The organism is Pseudomonas sp. GCEP-101, assembly GCF_025133575.1.
Lineage (GTDB): Bacteria > Pseudomonadota > Gammaproteobacteria > Pseudomonadales > Pseudomonadaceae > Pseudomonas > Pseudomonas nitroreducens_B.
On record NZ_CP104011.1, the window covers coordinates 1,728,479 to 1,745,110 of the forward strand.

15 protein-coding genes are annotated in these 16,632 nt (G+C 64.0%); 7 read left to right on the forward strand and 8 right to left on the reverse strand.

Translation table 11 applies throughout. The annotated features are described in order from the left end of the window. Positions 1-23: 23 nt before the first annotated feature. Positions 24-2,204, forward strand: a complete 2,181-nt coding sequence (uvrD, locus tag N0B71_RS07805) for a DNA helicase II (protein ID WP_259758186.1) — start codon at positions 24-26, stop codon at positions 2,202-2,204. Between the two features lie 165 nt (positions 2,205-2,369). Here uvrD and N0B71_RS07810 read toward each other — a convergent pair whose 3' ends face one another. Continuing rightward, positions 2,370-4,262, reverse strand: a complete 1,893-nt coding sequence (locus N0B71_RS07810) for a sulfatase family protein (RefSeq protein ID WP_259758187.1) — start codon at positions 4,260-4,262, stop codon at positions 2,370-2,372. 18 nt (positions 4,263-4,280) lie between these two features. On the opposite strand from N0B71_RS07810, the gene N0B71_RS07815 reads away from it, so the two are divergent. Next, on the forward strand, positions 4,281-5,072 hold the full coding sequence (locus N0B71_RS07815) for a 2OG-Fe(II) oxygenase (RefSeq protein WP_259758188.1): 792 nt from the start codon (positions 4,281-4,283) through the stop codon (positions 5,070-5,072). Between the two features lie 6 nt (positions 5,073-5,078). Here N0B71_RS07815 and N0B71_RS07820 read toward each other — a convergent pair whose 3' ends face one another. The 4 genes from N0B71_RS07820 to N0B71_RS07835 are packed head-to-tail and all read right to left on the reverse strand — an operon-like array spanning position 5,079 to position 9,736. Then, complete coding sequence (locus N0B71_RS07820) at positions 5,079-6,236, reverse strand: acyltransferase family protein (RefSeq protein WP_259758189.1); 1,158 nt, start codon at positions 6,234-6,236, stop codon at positions 5,079-5,081. A gap of 3 nt (positions 6,237-6,239) precedes the next feature. After that, positions 6,240-8,063, reverse strand: coding sequence for a class I SAM-dependent methyltransferase (locus tag N0B71_RS07825; RefSeq protein ID WP_259758190.1), 1,824 nt, complete (start codon positions 8,061-8,063; stop codon positions 6,240-6,242). Then, a complete protein-coding gene (locus N0B71_RS07830) occupies positions 8,060-8,983 on the reverse strand; it encodes a glycosyltransferase (protein ID WP_259758191.1) in 924 nt (307 codons plus the stop codon). Before N0B71_RS07830 ends, N0B71_RS07825 begins: the two co-directional genes overlap by 4 nt. 15 nt (positions 8,984-8,998) lie before the next feature. Further along, a complete protein-coding gene (locus N0B71_RS07835) occupies positions 8,999-9,736 on the reverse strand; it encodes a sulfotransferase (RefSeq protein WP_259758192.1) in 738 nt (245 codons plus the stop codon). A 121-nt stretch (positions 9,737-9,857) separates the two neighbouring features. Here N0B71_RS07835 and N0B71_RS07840 point away from each other — a divergent pair, with 121 nt between their 5' ends. After that, the gene (locus tag N0B71_RS07840; RefSeq protein WP_259758193.1) at positions 9,858-10,613 is read left to right on the forward strand and encodes an ABC transporter permease; all 756 of its coding nucleotides are present in this window, start codon (positions 9,858-9,860) and stop codon (positions 10,611-10,613) included. A gap of 8 nt (positions 10,614-10,621) precedes the next feature. Then, positions 10,622-11,392 carry an ABC transporter ATP-binding protein gene (locus tag N0B71_RS07845; RefSeq protein WP_259758194.1) on the forward strand — a complete coding sequence of 257 codons (771 nt, stop codon included), beginning with the start codon at positions 10,622-10,624 and terminating at the stop codon, positions 11,390-11,392. 11 nt (positions 11,393-11,403) lie between these two features. Here the strand turns inward: N0B71_RS07845 and N0B71_RS07850 are convergent, their stop codons facing one another. Next, on the reverse strand, positions 11,404-13,161 hold the full coding sequence (locus N0B71_RS07850; protein WP_259758195.1) for a cation:proton antiporter: 1,758 nt from the start codon (positions 13,159-13,161) through the stop codon (positions 11,404-11,406). 258 nt (positions 13,162-13,419) lie between these two features. Between N0B71_RS07850 and N0B71_RS07855 the strand changes: the two genes are divergently transcribed. The 3 genes from N0B71_RS07855 (at position 13,420) to N0B71_RS07865 (ending at position 15,213) form a co-directional block, all read left to right on the forward strand. After that, complete coding sequence (locus tag N0B71_RS07855; protein WP_259758196.1) at positions 13,420-14,304, forward strand: Tim44 domain-containing protein; 885 nt, start codon at positions 13,420-13,422, stop codon at positions 14,302-14,304. 191 nt (positions 14,305-14,495) lie between these two features. Beyond that, the gene (locus tag N0B71_RS07860; protein ID WP_184595010.1) at positions 14,496-14,897 is read left to right on the forward strand and encodes an SMI1/KNR4 family protein; all 402 of its coding nucleotides are present in this window, start codon (positions 14,496-14,498) and stop codon (positions 14,895-14,897) included. Between the two features lie 103 nt (positions 14,898-15,000). Next, positions 15,001-15,213, forward strand: coding sequence for a YgdI/YgdR family lipoprotein (locus N0B71_RS07865; RefSeq protein WP_017521498.1), 213 nt, complete (start codon positions 15,001-15,003; stop codon positions 15,211-15,213). Positions 15,214-15,241: 28 nt separating this feature from the next. Here the strand turns inward: N0B71_RS07865 and lepB are convergent, their stop codons facing one another. Together lepB and N0B71_RS07875 are read right to left on the reverse strand one after the other, a co-directional pair. Beyond that, positions 15,242-15,805 (reverse strand): signal peptidase I, encoded by a 564-nt coding sequence (gene lepB, locus N0B71_RS07870; protein WP_259758197.1) that lies wholly within the window; start codon positions 15,803-15,805, stop codon positions 15,242-15,244. Positions 15,806-15,924: 119 nt separating this feature from the next. Beyond that, positions 15,925-16,590: a GntR family transcriptional regulator gene (locus N0B71_RS07875; protein ID WP_311197215.1), complete on the reverse strand. Its 666-nt coding sequence runs from the start codon at positions 16,588-16,590 to the stop codon at positions 15,925-15,927. Positions 16,591-16,632: the final 42 nt, after the last annotated feature.

Below are 16,632 nucleotides of genomic sequence, written 5' to 3' on the forward strand. Positions count from 1 at the left end.
GCCCGTCGGTAGAATGCCACCCCATGAACGATGACATCTCCTACCTGCTCAACTCCCTCAATGACCCGCAGCGCCAGGCCGTGGCCGCGCCGCTGGGGCGCCAGCGCGTGCTCGCCGGCGCCGGGTCCGGCAAGACCCGCGTGCTGGTGCACCGTATCGCCTGGCTGATCCAGGTCGAGAACGCCTCGCCCCACAGCATCCTGGCCGTGACCTTCACCAACAAGGCCGCCGCCGAGATGCGCGCGCGGATCGAGCAGCTGCTGGGCATCAACCCGGCCGGCATGTGGGTCGGCACCTTCCACGGCCTGGCGCACCGCCTGCTGCGCGCGCACTGGCAGGAAGCCGGGTTGCCGGAGAACTTCCAGATCCTCGACAGCGACGACCAGCTGCGCCTGGTCAAGCGCGTGGTGCGCGAGCTGGGCCTCGACGAGCAGCGCTGGCCGCCGCGCCAGGCGCAGTGGTTCATCAACGGCCAGAAGGACGAGGGCAACCGCCCGCAGAACATCCAGGCCGGCGGCGACCTCTACCTGTCGACCATGGTCAGCGTCTACCAGGCCTACGAAGAAGCCTGCGCCCGTGCCGGCGTGGTGGACTTCGCCGAACTGCTGCTGCGCTCGCTGGACCTCTGGCGCGACCGCCCCAGCCTGCTGGAGCACTACCAGCGGCGCTTCCGCCACATCCTGGTGGACGAGTTCCAGGACACCAACGCCGTGCAGTACGCCTGGCTGCGCTTCCTCGGCAAGGGCGGCGAGAGCCTGATGGTGGTGGGCGACGACGACCAGTCGATCTACGGCTGGCGCGGCGCGAAGATCGAGAACATCCAGCAGTTCGGTGACGACTTCGCCGGCACCGAGGACATCCGCCTGGAGCAGAACTACCGCTCCACCGCCACCATCCTCAAGGCCGCCAACGCGCTGATCGCCAACAACAGCGGGCGCCTGGGCAAGGAGCTGTGGACCGACGGCGTCGACGGCGACCCGATCACCCTGTACGCGGGATTCAACGAGCACGACGAGGCGCGCTACATCGTCGAGACCATCGAGGACGCCCTGCGCAAGGACGGCTTGAAGCGCAGCGAAATCGCCATTCTCTATCGCTCCAACGCCCAGTCCCGCGTGCTGGAAGAAGCGTTGCTGCGCGAGAAGATTCCCTACCGCATCTACGGCGGCCAGCGCTTCTTCGAGCGCGCCGAGATCAAGAACGCCCTCGCCTACCTGCGCCTGATCCGCCTGCGCGACGACGACGCCGCGCTGGAGCGGGTGATCAACGTGCCGCCACGCGGCATCGGCGAGAAGACCGTCGAGGCGATCCGCCACGCCGCGCGCCACAACGGCACCTCCATGTGGCGCGCGATCAACGACGTGATCGCCGCCAAGGCCGTGGCCGGCCGCGCCGCCAGCGCGCTGAACGGCTTCCTGGAGACCGTCGACCTGCTGGCGGTGAAGGTCGAGGGCCTGCCGCTGCACCAGATGACCCAGATCGTCATCGAGCAGTCCGGCCTGATCACCTACCACAAGGAAGAAAAGGGCGAGAAAGGCCAGGCCCGGGTGGAAAACCTGGAAGAACTGGTCAGCGCCGCCCGCGCCTTCGAGAATCCGGACGACGAGGACACCCCGCCGCTGGTGGCCTTCCTCGACCACACCGCGCTGGAGTCCGGCGACACCCAGGCCGACGCCTTCGAGGACAGCGTGCAACTGATGACGCTGCACAGCGCCAAGGGCCTGGAATTCCCGCTGGTGTTCCTCGCCGGCATGGAGGAAGGCCTGTTCCCGCACAAGATGAGTCTGGAAGAACCCGGCCGCCTGGAAGAGGAACGCCGCCTGGCGTATGTCGGCATCACCCGCGCCATGCAGCGCCTGGTCATGACCTACGCGGAGACCCGCCGCCTGTACGGCAGCGAGACCTACAACAAGGTGTCGCGCTTCGTCCGCGAAATCCCCCCGAGCCTGATCCAGGAAGTGCGCCTGTCCAACTCGGTGAGCCGCCCGCTGTCGGGCAACCAGCGCAGCGGCAACCTGTTCAGCGGCGCCAGCGTCCCGGAAACTCCCTTCAGCCTCGGCCAGTCCGTCCGCCACCCGCTGTTCGGCGACGGCGTCATCCTCAACTTCGAAGGCTCCGGCGCCCAGGCACGGGTGCAGGTGAACTTCGACAGCGAGGGCAGCAAGTGGCTGATGATGGGGTATGCCAAGCTAGAAGCGATCTGACCCGCCAGGGCGGGTTCTGCTCTTCGTAGGAGCGAGCTTGCTCGCGAACCAGCCCCGCTGCGGAGGCTGTTCGCGAGCAAGCTCGCTCCTACACGCCATTTTCAGCCGCTCGGCCGGCCGATTCCGCGATGCTCACAGGGCTTCATCGGCCCGAGAGAGGTGCGATCATCGGCCAGGGCAGACAGCTTGGTCCATATCGCCAAGGGCGTAGCCATCCTGTTGCGGCATCAGGAATTTGCCGACCAGCAACGGGCGGCCAATCCTTCCGGCATAGCGATCCTTCCCGGAGGACGATGCGCCGATATATGTTGGTTGCGCCATCGCCTCGACCGTCGCAACACGGGGCATGGGTTGATCTGCGGTCAGCGCAGCCTTGCCATTGACGTAGACCACCAGCTGTCCTTCTTCCTTGCCCGGAAACGGGTAGGTCGAGACCGGTTTGATGTTGAAGGCGGTGACCACGGCGTTGCAGCCTTCTCGCCAGTGCACCGGCTCACCCTCGAAACGACTACCGCCGCGAGTCACCACCAGGCGGCCCCGCTCCAGAGCCAGGGTCCACAGGCCAGGCTGCTCGACCAGTACCTGGCGTCCCATGCCGACAGTGCGCATTGCCCCCAGCCCAAGGCTGTAGCCGCCGAACACAGGGGAGCGCTGGTAGTCGCGACCGCTCAGGTAGGCAGATGTCGTGCCCTTGGCAGGATGCCATTGCAGGGGAATTGGTCGTGCATGCAGCTCCCAGCGGCGAATCAGGCTGGACGCCTCCTCCTTGCTGAAGGGTGTGAGCGCCGACAGGACGGTTTTCGCGCCGACCACAGGACCGGATACCGGACGACTCTCCAACTGTGAGAAAAGGTTGCGATAGAACAACCCGCGACCAGGTATATGCCCACCGTAAGTCATGCCCCATTTCATCAAATCGGCCGCCCAGTAAAGCTCGTCAACCTTGGGCAACGGCTTGCCGGATGCCAACTGCGGGGATAGATCGCGACCAGTCAGGCCTGCCGGCGGCTTGCCGTCGACCATTCCGATCAGCGTCGGATAAAGATCGGTGATGCGCGAGATGCCGACCACATCGCGATCATTGGCATGCCCTGGCCAGAGCATCATCAGCGGGGCGCGTACACCGCCTTCGAAGTAGGTCGCCTTGGTGCCGGTCAGCGGGTAGTTGCTGTCACGCGCAATGTTCGGACTGCCATTATCACTTGTGAAGACGATCAGTGTGTTGTCCAGCTGGCCGCTGGCCTTGAGCGCGTCGAGTAGTCGGGCAACATTGTGGTCGAGCTGCTTGAGGACTGCGAGGTAACGCCCTGCCTCGGTATCAGGGAATTGCTGGCGATAGGTTTGCGACGGCTCGAACGGATGGTGCGGCGATAGCAGCCAGAGATTGATGAACCAGGGCTTGCCCGCCACTCGCCCCTGATCGATCAGCGAAATGGCCCGGTCGGTCAGCAGATCGTCCAGATGCCCCTTGTATTGGATCGGCGGGCCATCGTCGCGCTCCAGCCAGGGGTCGTTGAAGGTGGGCTTGCGACGGATCAGTTGCCCCTGGACATCCGGTCCCTGGAGTACGAAGTGGTTGAGCATGCCGAACCAGTCGTCGAAACCCTGGTGGTTAGGACGGATCTGCAGATACTCCAGTCCCTCGCCAACGTGCCATTTTCCCAGGTGATGAGTGCTGTAGCCCAACTCCCTCAACGACTTGGGCAAGGTTTCCAGATCGGGCGAAAGCCCCAGGCCGTCGGGCTCGAAACCAATACTGACCGGATCGCGGCCGGTCATCAGCGCTGCGCGGCTGACCGAACAGGTGCTGTCGGTATAGTGCTGTCGAAAACGCAGCGACTGGCGGCTCAGTTGGTCGAGGGTTGGCGTCGGCGCCTGCCCATCGCCCCAGGAGGCGATATCGTTGTTGCCCAGGTCATCGGCAAGGATGAACAGGATGTTGGGTCTCGTGGTTTGATCCTGAGCATTGCTCACAGGAACCACGGCAAGCAGAATCAGCCAGGCAATGGCTAGTCGGGTCGTGAGCGCAGCTGCCGCTCGCGTGGAAAAGAACAACATTCAGTGAATTCCCGAAAAATGCTTAAGAATCTTTTCACCCCAAAGAGCAGCGGCGATGCCAGCGCTCCGTCCCATGGACTACTGCTGGACTATCCTGCCCTGATGGCAAAGGCGGCCGAACAGGCACCGCACTATGCCGGCAATGCCCCATTCCCGCATATCGTCATCGACAATTTTCTGCCTTCTGCGACCTTTGCCCGGCTCCTGCAGGAATATCCACACGATCAGAGCGATCCCCTGTGGAACAATGCGACCCATACCGACAAGGCCAGCGGCGAGTATGTGCAGAAGGACAAGCGCAACATCCGCGACCCTCTGCGCATGCCGCCGACCTATCGCCAATTGTTCTGGGAGCTCAACTCCCACGCATTCCTCGACTACCTGGCACAACTGACCGGCATCCCCAACCTGATCCCCGACCCCAACCTGCGTGGCGCGGGAATCCACCAGATTTCCCGCGGCGGCTTCCTCAAGGTGCATACCGACTTCGCTACTCATCGCGACTTCGGGCTAGACCGTCGGATCAACGTGCTGATCTACCTCAACGAGGCGTGGCCCGAGAGCTATGGCGGCCACCTCGAACTGTGGGACCCGGAAATGGCCGGGCCGCCCCGCCGCGTGCTGCCGATCGCCAACCGTTGCGTGGTGTTCAGCACCACCGCCAGCTCGTTCCACGGACACCCGCATCCCCTCACCTGCCCGGATGGCGTCTACCGCCGCTCCCTGGCGCTGTACTACTACACCAACGGCCGTCCCGAAGGCGAGGCGCAACCCGGCTTTGCCACCCACTGGCGCGACGTCCCGACCTGACCTTACTCAGGCGTCGGCGGCACGGCGCGCCCAGGGGGCCCGCCCGGAGTAGGTCGCCAGGTGCGATTTCAGGCGCAGGAAGGGTATTTCCAGCAGTCGATAACTTAACCACGCCAGCGTCCAGGAAAGCACCAGACTGAACGCGATGCGCAGCAGGTAGGCATTGAGGTTGCTATCCAGCGTCATACCGGACGCCTTCAACGGATAGATGCAGTAGAACTGTACCGGGACATGAATCAGGTAGAGCGAGTAGGAGATCCGGCCGAAGTGATCCAGCAGCGGATTGGCCAGCAGCACCTTGATCCGCCAGCTCAGCGCGAGCAACCCCAGCATTGCCCCGCCCCAGAGCAGCGACTCGAGGTTGTGGTACATCGGCAGCGCCTGCAGGGCATTACGCTCGCCACTCAGGGAGAACCACACCCACAAGCGCCCCAACCCCAGCAGGCAGCCAGCCAGCAGCATGGCGCAGACCAGTGCCCGCGCGCGCAACCACTCGTAACCTCGTCCCAGACTGATACCAGCGCATGCTGCGCCCACGAGAAACGCCCCGGCGCGACCGAACAGCGAGTTCTCCCAGACGTTGGTCGGCGACAGCCAGCCCGGCAAGTGGAACAGCCAGACATGGGCCACGACCCATGCCAGCAGTGCGCCCGCCACCAACCAGCGGCCGGCACGGTAGCGCAGCAGCCACATCGCCCAGGGCAGCAGCAGGTAGAACTGGACTTCGGTGCACAGCGACCACCAAGGCACGCTGAACGGGAACGCCTGGAAGCCGATCGGCATGAATAGCAGCGCCTTGAGCGCCGCGACCTTCTGCGTCATGAACCAGGCCAGCAGCACTGCCGCGTAATAGAGCGGCAAGATGCGGAAGAAACGTGCGGTGTAAAAGCGTCGGATGCTCACCTGTTGGCCGTCGCGCAGCCCTTGCAGGAAGGGGCGCGACAACAGGAAACCGCTGAGCACGAAGAACAGCGTGACGCCGGTATTGCCGCCGCCGAGTAGGGTTACCCACACCGGGTTATCCACACGCTCGGCGAGGGCGAGGATGCCGAAATAATGAAAGCCCACCACCAGCAAAATCGCCCAGCCGCGCAGCGACTCCAGTTCGGGCAAGTAGCTGGCCGGTTGGCGCAGCCCCGCTCGGATGTCGGTGGCGTCGCTCAAGACTCAGCTGGCCGGCTGCTGTTGCGGCTGGCCCTGGGTCAGGCGCTTGAGCTTGCGGGTGTTCTCCAGGTGCTTGCTGGCGTGCACGTAGAAGGAGCGCAGGCCGGCGCCGTCATCGGCCTTGGCGTCCTCGAACAGCAGCTTGAGCAGCGGATGGTCGCTGCTGCGGTCGCCGCCGGGCTTGCGCAGCACGCCCAGGCCGAAGCCGTGGTTGAACGTGAAGGTCTCATGCTGGCCACGGGTCTCGTCCCAGAACTTCCAGGCACCGAAGTCCTGCAGGCGAGCCATAACGTCATGGAACAGGATGATGCCGCCTGGCTTCACTTTCGGATACCAGTTGGCGAAGTCGGCGCTGACCGCCTCGTACGTGTGGAAACCGTCGATGTGCAGCAACTCGATACTGTCGTCGTCGAAGTGCTTGAGCGCATCCTCGAAGAACATCCGCATCAGGTAGGAGAAGCCGTGGTAGTGCTGGCGATTGTGGTTGTTCACCGCGTTGAATACCGACTCGTCATATTTGTCGGTGTGCGCGTCGCCCTCGAAGGTGTCCACCGCGTAGCAGACGCCATCGATATCGTTCTCCTTCATTGCCTGGCAGAAGGTGAAGTAGGACAGTCCCTTATGCGTGCCCAACTCGACCAGCAACTTGGGACGTAACGCGGTGACCAGGTCGTAGCCGAACGGCAGGTGGTCGACCCAGGTGCTGAAGACCATGTGCAGCGGCTCGAAATGCTTGATCGACGGAGGCATGTAGAGGGTCTTCATGATCTGGGCTTCTCCGGAAACGAATGGTCGGGGAGCGATGATTCGCACCGGCGTCTGCACTGGCGCGAGGCGGAATTCGGGTTTGAGTGCCTGGTCGGCAAAGGGGTCTTCCTGGCGCCCGGCGCAGCGTTTTACGCGGTCCATGCCTCGTTGCACGGAGCGCTCGAGGTAACGCAGGCTGGGCGCTTTGGCCTGGCCAAGCAGGATGGGTTCCACCGTCGGGGAGCGGAAGGGCTCGCCGAGCAGTTCGCAGAGCTGGTCGCTCTGACGCTTGAGCAACTCTTCGCGACCTTCCACCTCGGACGTCGTTACACCTCCGTGCAATTGATGGAAGGACCCCTCACCTATCAGCATCACGGATTGGGTGCTCGGATGCATCGCCGCCTTGCGATACAGATACAGGTTCAGTGCGCCGCCGCCGGGCATGTCGAATCGCTCGTCGGCGCGGCCGATATCGCGGAACACCTGCGCATTGATGAACAGGCAGTTGCTTTCCATGAACGGATGGAAATAGCCGTTCGGGTTGGCGCCGCTCCAGCAGGAAATGTCGAACAGCCGGTAACCACTGGACGGGTGCGGCCAACCCACGTCGGCAAGCAACTGCTGCTCGGCCTCTTCGGAATAGCCATGGGTCAGGTGAAACTGCTGCTCGTTTTCACCCAGGTGATAGCCGGGCACCACCACCATGGCGTCCGGTGTCATGCGGAAGGCCATCAGCGCGTACTTCACCACGCCCGGCGTGACCAGCCGCGCGCCATCGATCATCAGGCCGATAAAGCGACCGCGGGCGCGGGCGAAGCCGAAATTGATCGCGGGGGCCGGGGATACGCCCTCCTCGTCTCGCAGGTAGTAGCGGAAGTTGCCGGGCAAGCGGGCAATGGCCTCTGCATCCATGTTCCGCTGCGAGCGATTCTCCACCACGATGACTTCGTAGTCGTCAGCATCGACGCCCTGCTGGTAGTCCGGCGCCAGGCTGACCAGCGTATTGAGAGCCTGGCGCGGCATGTCGTAGGCGATAACGATGATGGACAGCAGCGGGCGCTTTTCGTGAATTGCGCTCATACAGCCTGCACCCGGCTCAGCGAATGGTTGAGGAAGCGGAAGATGTGCGGATGCGCGGTGCCCAGCAGGATAGGTCGCACGCTGGGCGGGTTGCGGTTCTCCCCGCGGATCTGCTTGTCCTGTTCATCGAGCAGCTTGTACACCCGCTCGCGCTCTTCTCGCAGCGTGCCGGTGGTCACGCCACCGTGGAACTGATGGAACGACCCCTCGCTATAGAGCAGGTAGAACGGCGTGTTGGGGTATTCCAGCAAGCGCTTGTAGAGGTCCAGATTGGCGTTGCCTCCACCAAAATCGTTGTAGCGTGGGTTGACCCCGCCCAGCGCCTTCCACTTGCGCATCGACATGCCGATGAAATTGCTTTCGTAATTGGCCTGGAAGAATCCGCCCTGGCAGGAGCCACTGAGCACCGCGATATCGAACAGGCGGTAACCGTTACTTGGCCACTCGATGCTTTGCAACAGCACTTGCTCGGCGTCTTCGTTGTAGCCCTCGTTCACGGCCACCTGCTGCAGCTTATGGCCGATGTGGTAGCCCGGCACCGAGACCGCTGCCTCCGGATCGAGGCGGAAGGCATCCAGGGCGTGGCGCAGAACACCTGGCGAGAGCATGCGCGCGCCGTCGATCATGATCGCGACGTGGCTGCCACGGGCCTGGGCGGCACCGAAATTGATCGCATGAACCGGCGTACGTTCCTTCTCGTCACGGTGGAAATAACGCACGTTGCCGGCGTGCCGGGTGGCGCGCTCGCGGCCCAGCAGACGGTCGGAATGGTTCTCAACGACTATGACTTCATAGTCGCGCTCGTTCACGCCGTGCTGGTAGGCCGGGCTGAGCGACTGCAGCGTCTTGTCCGCCTGCTCCGGCATCTTGTAGACGATGACGACGATGCTCAGGCGCGGCGCGCGACGAAAGATGGGCATGACTCGACCCCCGGATCATTCAGCGATGGCTTTGAGAGCCTGGTACATGGCATCCAGCTCTGGCGCGAGTTGCTCGTCGCCGTGCCGGTGATGTTTGAGTTCGGAGCTGAAGAAGCGCTCGGTTGTCGGGGGCTGCAGGCCGAACCGGCGCAACACGTCGTCAAGCTGCCGGTGCAGGCGGTCCTCGTCCTGATCGAAACAGAGCACCGGGAATTTCACCCGGCCATGCAGTTCGAGCAGGCGCGCGTTGTAGGCCTTCCACAAGCCCAGGGCCTGTTCGCGCGGCATGCCGCCACGCGCCTGGAGGGAGTCAGCGACCGCCGACGGGTGGCGGAAGATGCCGACGAAACGCAGCTGCGGAATGAGCTCCTGCCAACCCTCCACGGCCAGGAGTGCGCGCGGGTCCTTGAAGCCCCAGCGCTTCACGCCCTCGTACCCCCTGATGAGCTCACGGGCGGCGGCGTACTCGGCTTGCGTCCACACCGGTGCCTCGCCGGGCGGGTTGTCCCACGCATGGCCGCGGGCCGCGAGCAGCTCATCGTGGAACGCGACGATATCGCCGTTCTCCCGATTGCCCTTGAGGTTATGAGGGTTCCAGGTGCTGTGTTTGCCCAGCTCCAGTCCGGCTTCCTGAAGGGAGCCGGTGAGGAAACTCGTGCCGCTGCGGTGCATGCCGACCACCATGAGGACGAGGTCATCAGCAGGCTGGGGGGCTTTGCGGGAGGATCCGAACAAGACATCAAATAGGCGCATACCAGCTCTTTTTCTTATGTTTGGGCGATGATCCGCACAGATTGCGCCGCAATCGGCACGCAGGCTTGCTGCCACGCATTGTGTTTAAATACCCCACCCTTTTCAATCCAACAAGAACGACATGAAGCACAGGGACATCATTCTTTACGGCGTCTATAGCGACCTGCGCACCGAAGTGGCGCGGCGTTTCCTCGGATTCCTCTGGTGGATTCTCGAGCCCGTGATGTACATGGGCGCGTTCTATATCGTCTTCGGCCTGGCACTGGGCCACAGCCGACCCGGCTATGTGCCGCTGCTGCTCAGCGGCATGGTCGCCTGGAAGTGGTTCGACGGCTCGGTTCGCCAGGCCAGCAACGCGATCCAGGCGAACGCCGGGCTGATCCAGCAGATCCACGTCCCCAAGTACGTGTTCGCGCTGATCCCGGTGCTGAGCAACACCTTCAAGTTCCTGATCATCCTGACGCTGCTGATCCTGTCGCTGCTGATCGCCGGCTACCGGCCGTCCCTCGAGTGGCTGGCGCTTCCCGTGCTGATCCTCAATCAATTGTTGTTCATCATCGGCTTTGGCTTCCTGCTCGCTGCGGTGCTGCCGTTCGTACCCGACTTACGCCAGGTGGTGGATAATTTTTTGATGCTGATGATGTTCATGTCCGGCGTCTTCTTCAGCATCCACGAGATTCCCGCGTCCATGGCGCCGCTGCTCAACCTCAATCCGATGACGGTGATGATCACCGCCTTTCGCGACGTACTGCTGCACAACCAGTGGCCAGCCTGGGGAGAACAGCTCTACGTGCTCTCGGTCGCGGTCCCGTTCCTGCTCGCGGCGCTGTGGATCATGCACCGCAACGAGCGCAAATACCCCAAACTGCTGTTCTGAGGTGATGCATGTCGGGTGACCTGATTCTCCAGGCCGAACACCTCGGCCTGTCCTATCGGCAGCGGGTCGGCATGCTGCGTTACGAGTCGTTCTGGGCATTGCAGGACGTCAGCTTCGATCTCTACGAAGGCGAGACCCTCGGCGTGATCGGCAACAACGGGGCCGGAAAGAGTACGTTGCTGCGCATGATTGCCGGCATCGTCGATCCCGACCGTGGCACGCTGCGGCGCAAGAAGCTGCTCAACGCCAGCCTGCTGGCGCTGAACGTCGGCTTCAAACCCGAACTGTCCGGGCGCGATAACGTTTTCATCAGCGGCCTGCTGCTGGGCATGAAGCTCGCCAACATCCGCCGGCAGATGGATGACATCCGCGAGTTCAGCGAACTGGGTGACTTCTTCGACCGGCCCGTGGGCACCTACTCCACCGGCATGCGCGCTCGGCTCGGCTTCGCCGTGGCCATCCATGCAGACCCGGACATCCTGCTGATCGACGAAGTCCTGGGCGTCGGCGACCAGACCTTCCGCGAGAAATCCCATGCCGCCATGCGCACCAAGATCAAGCAGGGCAAGACCGTGATCCTGGTGTCGCACAGCATGGAGGCCATCCGCGAACTGTGCCATCGGGTACTGTGGATCGAGCGCGGCAAGTCAATCATCTGCAGCGACACTGAAACCGTGATCAACGGCTACCACGAAACCGTTCGCCTCGCGGTGCGTGAAATGCACAAGGCCGAGCGGGAGCGCAAGGCCGCCCAGCGCACGCTCGAAATGCAGGGGTGAAACCGGCGGGCTCAGTGATGCCCGCCGTTCTGCTCGAAGGTCTCGATCAGCGCCACCTGCATCCGCGAGTGCACGCGGATGAACCAGCGCCAGAACACCGCGATCACCAGGGCGGCGATCAGGGCCACCACCACCAGCAGCTCGCCCGGCGGCAGGATGCTCGAACTCAGCGCCGCCAGCAGCAGCATCATGCCGCCCAGCGACAGCAGCGGGATCAGCTCGGAAATTACCCGGCGCACGCGGGCCGTGTGGCGCCCGGCGCTTTCTGCCTTGACGCCCATTTCCGCCAGCAGCATCGCCAGCGCCTTGAGCTTGCGGTAGGCGGCGATCAGGAACGGCAGCGACAGCAGCAGCGCGGCGCCCCAGATCAGCGCTTTGTGCAGCGCTTCCTGTTCGACGAACTGCGCCAGCCACTGGCCGACCTGCCCGGCGGAGAATGCAAGGCCGAAGAAGATCGCGATCACCAGCGTCAGGTTGACCCCGACCTGCAACAGGATGCGGCGGATCATTCCGGCGAGAATCGCCTTGTCGCCGCGCGGCTTGATGCTGCGCAGCCACTCGCCGTACAGGCTGAACACCCGCACCATGGGCGACGGCAGGCTGCGGCCCAGGTAAAGCGCCAGCGGGTCGGCCGAGCGGATCAGGTAGGGCGTCAGCAAGGTGGTGATGGCCGAAACGCCGACCACCACCGGGTAGAGGAAGTCGCTGGTCACGCCCAGGCTCATGCCCAGCGCGGCGATGATGAAGGAGAACTCGCCGATCTGCGAAAGCCCCATGCCCACGCGCATCGAGGTGCGCCCGTCATTGCCGGCGATGAAGGCGCCGGCGCCGCACGACACCAGTTTGCCGGCCACCACCACCAGGGTGATCACCAGGATCGGCGCGGCATAGTCCACCAGCACCTTGGGGTCGATGGTCAGGCCGATGGCGACGAAGAAGATCGCGCTGAACATGTCGCGCACCGGCTCCATCAGGCGCTCGATCTGGATCAGCTGGCGCGACTCGGCCATGATCGCGCCGATCAGGAAGGCGCCCAGGATCATGCTGTACTCCAGCTTCACCACCAGCAGGCAGAAGCCGAAGCACAGGCCGAGCACCGTCACCAGCAGCATCTCGTTGCTCTCGAACTTCGCCACGTAGGCCAGCAGGCGCGGCACCAGCAGGATGCCGACGACCAGTGCGACGACCATGAACAGGCTGAGCTTGCCGACCGTGGAGAACACCTGGTCAGCCTCTACCGTGCCGCTCACGGCGATGCCGGAGAACAGCGCGATGATGCCGATGCCGAGGATGTCCTCGATGATCAGCACGCCGAAGATCAGCTGGGCGAAGCGCTCGTTCTTCATCTTCAGGTCGCCCAGGACCTTGATGATGATGGTGGTGGAGGACATCGCCAGGATCGCGCCGAGGAACAGCGAATCCATGGTGCTCCAGTCGAACAGGCGGCCGATCTCGAAGCCGGCCCAGATCATCAGGGTGATTTCCAGGAACGCGGCGATGAACGCCGTGGCGCCGACCTGGAACAGCTTGCGCAGGGAGAATTCCAGCCCCAGGCAGAACATCAGGAAGATCACCCCCAGCTCGGCGAGGGTCTTGATCGTTTCCTCGTCGTGCACCAGGGCGAACGGCGGGGTGTGCGGGCCGATGATCACCCCGGCGATGATGTAGCCCAGCACCACCGGCTGCTTGAAGCGGTGGCAGAGAATGGTGACGAAGCCGGCGATCAGCATGATCACCGCGAGGTCCTGGATGAAGTCGATGGCATGCATGGTCGGCGGTCCTCGCGGCGGGATGGTCAGGGGGATCGCGCGGCTGACGGCCTCGCTCAGCGAAGCCTACCATCCGAGACTTCCGACAGGCGGTTCTGAAAGAATCAGTAACAGACTGATTTGGAAAGGGATTCATCCGCCCCCATATCCCGGTTGCGCCCTGACAGGGCAACAGCACGAAACAAAATCCGACTGGCCCTCCCGGGCACCGGTCGGCAACATGACGTGCGTCGTATACCAACCAAGAGAATGACAACCATGAAGCGCTTTCTCAGCCTTGCCATGGCCTTCTGTGTCGCCGTGACGCTCAGCCTCGATGTCAACGCCGCCAAGCGTTTCGGTGGTGGCAAGAGCATGGGCTCGGCGCCGAGCCACCAGATCCGCCAGGCGCAACCCAGCGCCGCACCGAACTCCCCCAGCGCTGCCGGCCCGGCCGCGACCGGTGCTGCCGCAGGCGCCGCCGGTGCCGCTGCCAAGAGCGGCGCCTCGCGCTGGCTCGGCCCGCTGGCCGGCCTCGCCGCCGGTGGCCTGCTCGCCTCGATGTTCATGGGCGACGGCTTCCAGGGCATGCAGTTCCTCGACATCCTGATCATCGCGCTGATCGCGTTCATCGCCTTCCGCTTCATCGCCTCCCGTCGTCGCCAGCAGCAGGGCCATCAGCCCGCCATGGCAGGCGGACATGCGCCGATGCAGCGTGAAATGCCCGCCGCCCCGCCGTCGATCTTCGGTGGCGCCTCGCGCCCCGTGATGGACAGCCGCCCGGTGATCAACGCGCCGAGCTGGTTCGACGAGACCCGTTTCGTCGGCGCCGCCCGCGAGCACTTCATGTCCCTGCAGCAGCACTGGGATGCCAACGAGATGGACAAGATCGCCGAGTTCGTCACCCCGCAGATGCTGCAGTTCCTCAAGCAGGAACGCGCCGACCTGGGCGACGGCTACCAGTCCACCTACATCGACAACCTCGACGTGCAGCTCGAGGGCGTGGACGACCAGGCCGAGAAGACCATCGCCACCCTGACCTTCAGCGGCGTGTCGAAGTCCTCGCGCTTCGACCAGGGCGAGCCCTTCAGCGAAAGCTGGCGCATGGAGCGCGCCCAGGGCGAGAACCAGCCCTGGCTGGTGGCGGGCATCCGTCAGAACTGAGCCTGCGCGTGACCATGAAAAAGCCCGGCGATTGCCGGGCTTTTTCGTTTCAGCGGCCCGCCGCCGCTCTAGCGAGGCATCCCCGCGGGCCCGCCGCTCGTCCGGACAGCACCTGCGTGGTGGTCTTGCGCGGTGAGGCGGCTACTACTGTATAAAGCGCGCCAGTCGTTGAACGTAGAGAGGCCCCGCCTGTGGAAGATGTGATCGAAAAGCTGCGTGAAGTGAACGAGCCGGTACCCGTGCCGCTGGAGCTACCGGATGAAGAACTGCTGGTGGAGATCGAGGAAGAGCTGCTGATCGGCATTCCGTCGGAATTCCGCGAGTTTCTCCTGCAGGTCAGCGATGTGATCTACGGCCGCCTGGAGCCGGTCACCGTGACCGATCCGCAGTCCCACACCTACCTGCCGGAAGTGGCTGCCGTGGCCTGGGCCAGCGGCCTGCCGCGCGAGCTGATCCCGCTCTGCGCCGATGGTGACGACTACTATGCGGTCGCCGAGGACGGCGAGGTGGTGCTCTGGGCCGACGGCGAACTCACCGAGGAAACCTGGGACTCGGTGTGGACCTGGGCACGCGACGTATGGCTCGATACTTGAGGGGGGGTGTCGGAATTTCCTGAAACTTCCATGGTCACACAGGCAACCCAGCGTACCTCCAGCCCTTGCTGCCCGGGCGGGTACGATGCCCCGTGGAGAAACTATGAAGTTGAAAGCCTTGTTCACCTGCCTGTTGCTGCTCGGCCTCGCCGGATGCGCCGACAAGGCCGTGGTGACGCTGCAGGACGGCAGCGAAATCCTGGTGAAGGATCACTCCGACTACGATAAATACAATGACTATTACGAATTCGAGCAGCTCAACGGCGAAACGATCCTGATCAAGAAGGACAACGTCCGCTTCATCAAGACGCCGTGAAGAGCGCCTGCCGTGGCGCGCCTGGCCCTTAGTGCAACGGGCCGATGCGCCCCGAGTCCCTGGCATACCAGACGTACGCGGCGCGGCCGATCAGGTTCGCCCTGGGCACGTAGCCGAAGTAGCGGCTGTCCTGGGAGTTGTCGCGGTTGTCGCCGAGCATGAAGTACTGGCCCTCGGGGATGACGCGCTCCGGAACCTGGCGTGAGTCCTCGCGCTGGTTCTGCCGCGCATCCAGGTAGGGCTGGGTCACTTCCCGGTCATTCACGAACAGCTTTCCGCCGGTGATCCGCACGCGATCACCGGGGCGGCCGGCTATGCGCTTGATGTAGATCTGCGCCGGGTCGTCCGGCGGGCGGAACACCACCACCTCGCCATCGGCCGGCTCGCCGAAGGCGTAGGTCGCCGAGTTGACCAGGATGTAGTCGCCCGGCTGCAGGCCGGGCGTCATCGACGACGACTTGATGGAGAAGGTCGAACCGCCCAGCAGCCGCAGACGCGGGTCCTGGCTCGGCACGCCGAACGGGTTGAGGATGTACAGGCCGACCAGCAGGCAGGCCGCAACGGCCATGGTCCGCCAGAAAGGGGTTTTCACGGGAGCATCTCGGTACAGGAACGGGCCGACGAATCTCGCGCGCCCCAACCGGTGTTCCAATCAGACGCATCCGAAGCAAGGATGCGACGTTTCCGAATCCGCCGGTCGATGTTCCGCGATCAGCGCACGCCCAACCGCCCGCCGCTTTCCAGCTCCAGCAGATTGAGCAGGTACTGGCCGCAGTAGCCCAGGTCCTGCTCGATGGCCTTGCGCGCGCCCGCGCCATCGCCGCGTTCCAGCGCCTGCAGGGCGTCTTCGTGGAAGTCGTTCAGGCGCAGCGAGAGGTCGGCCTCGGTGAACAGGCGGTTGAAGAACGGCCCGACCTGCAACCAGAGCGCCTCGATCATGCGCAGCAGCGTGGGGTTGCCGCAGGCGCGGTAGAGGGTCAAGTGGAACAGGCTGTTGGCCTCCAGGTAGCCCTGGACATCCCGCGCCTTCAGGGCGGCTTCCATGCGTTCGGTGCAATCGCGCAGCAGCGCCAGGTCGGCGGGCTTGAGGTGCCGGGCCGCATCCTCCACCGCCAGTCCCTCCAGGGATTGCCGCACCTGCAGGATCTGCAGATAGCGCTCGCGGGTCATCACCGGCACCCGCAGCGAGCGCTGCGGCTCGCCTTCCAGCGCCCCCTCGGCCACCAGCCGTTGCAGGGCGGCGCGGACGGGCATCGGGCTGGTGCCCCATTCATCGGCCAGGTCGCGGATCTTCAGCCGCTCGCCGGGCTGGAAGCGCCCGCTCAAGAGGGCCTGGCGCAGATTCTGGTACAGCTGTTCCTGAAGGTTGTCGGCCATCGCGCATTACTCCCGGCCGGCCGGCGGCGCCGGCAGTTGGGC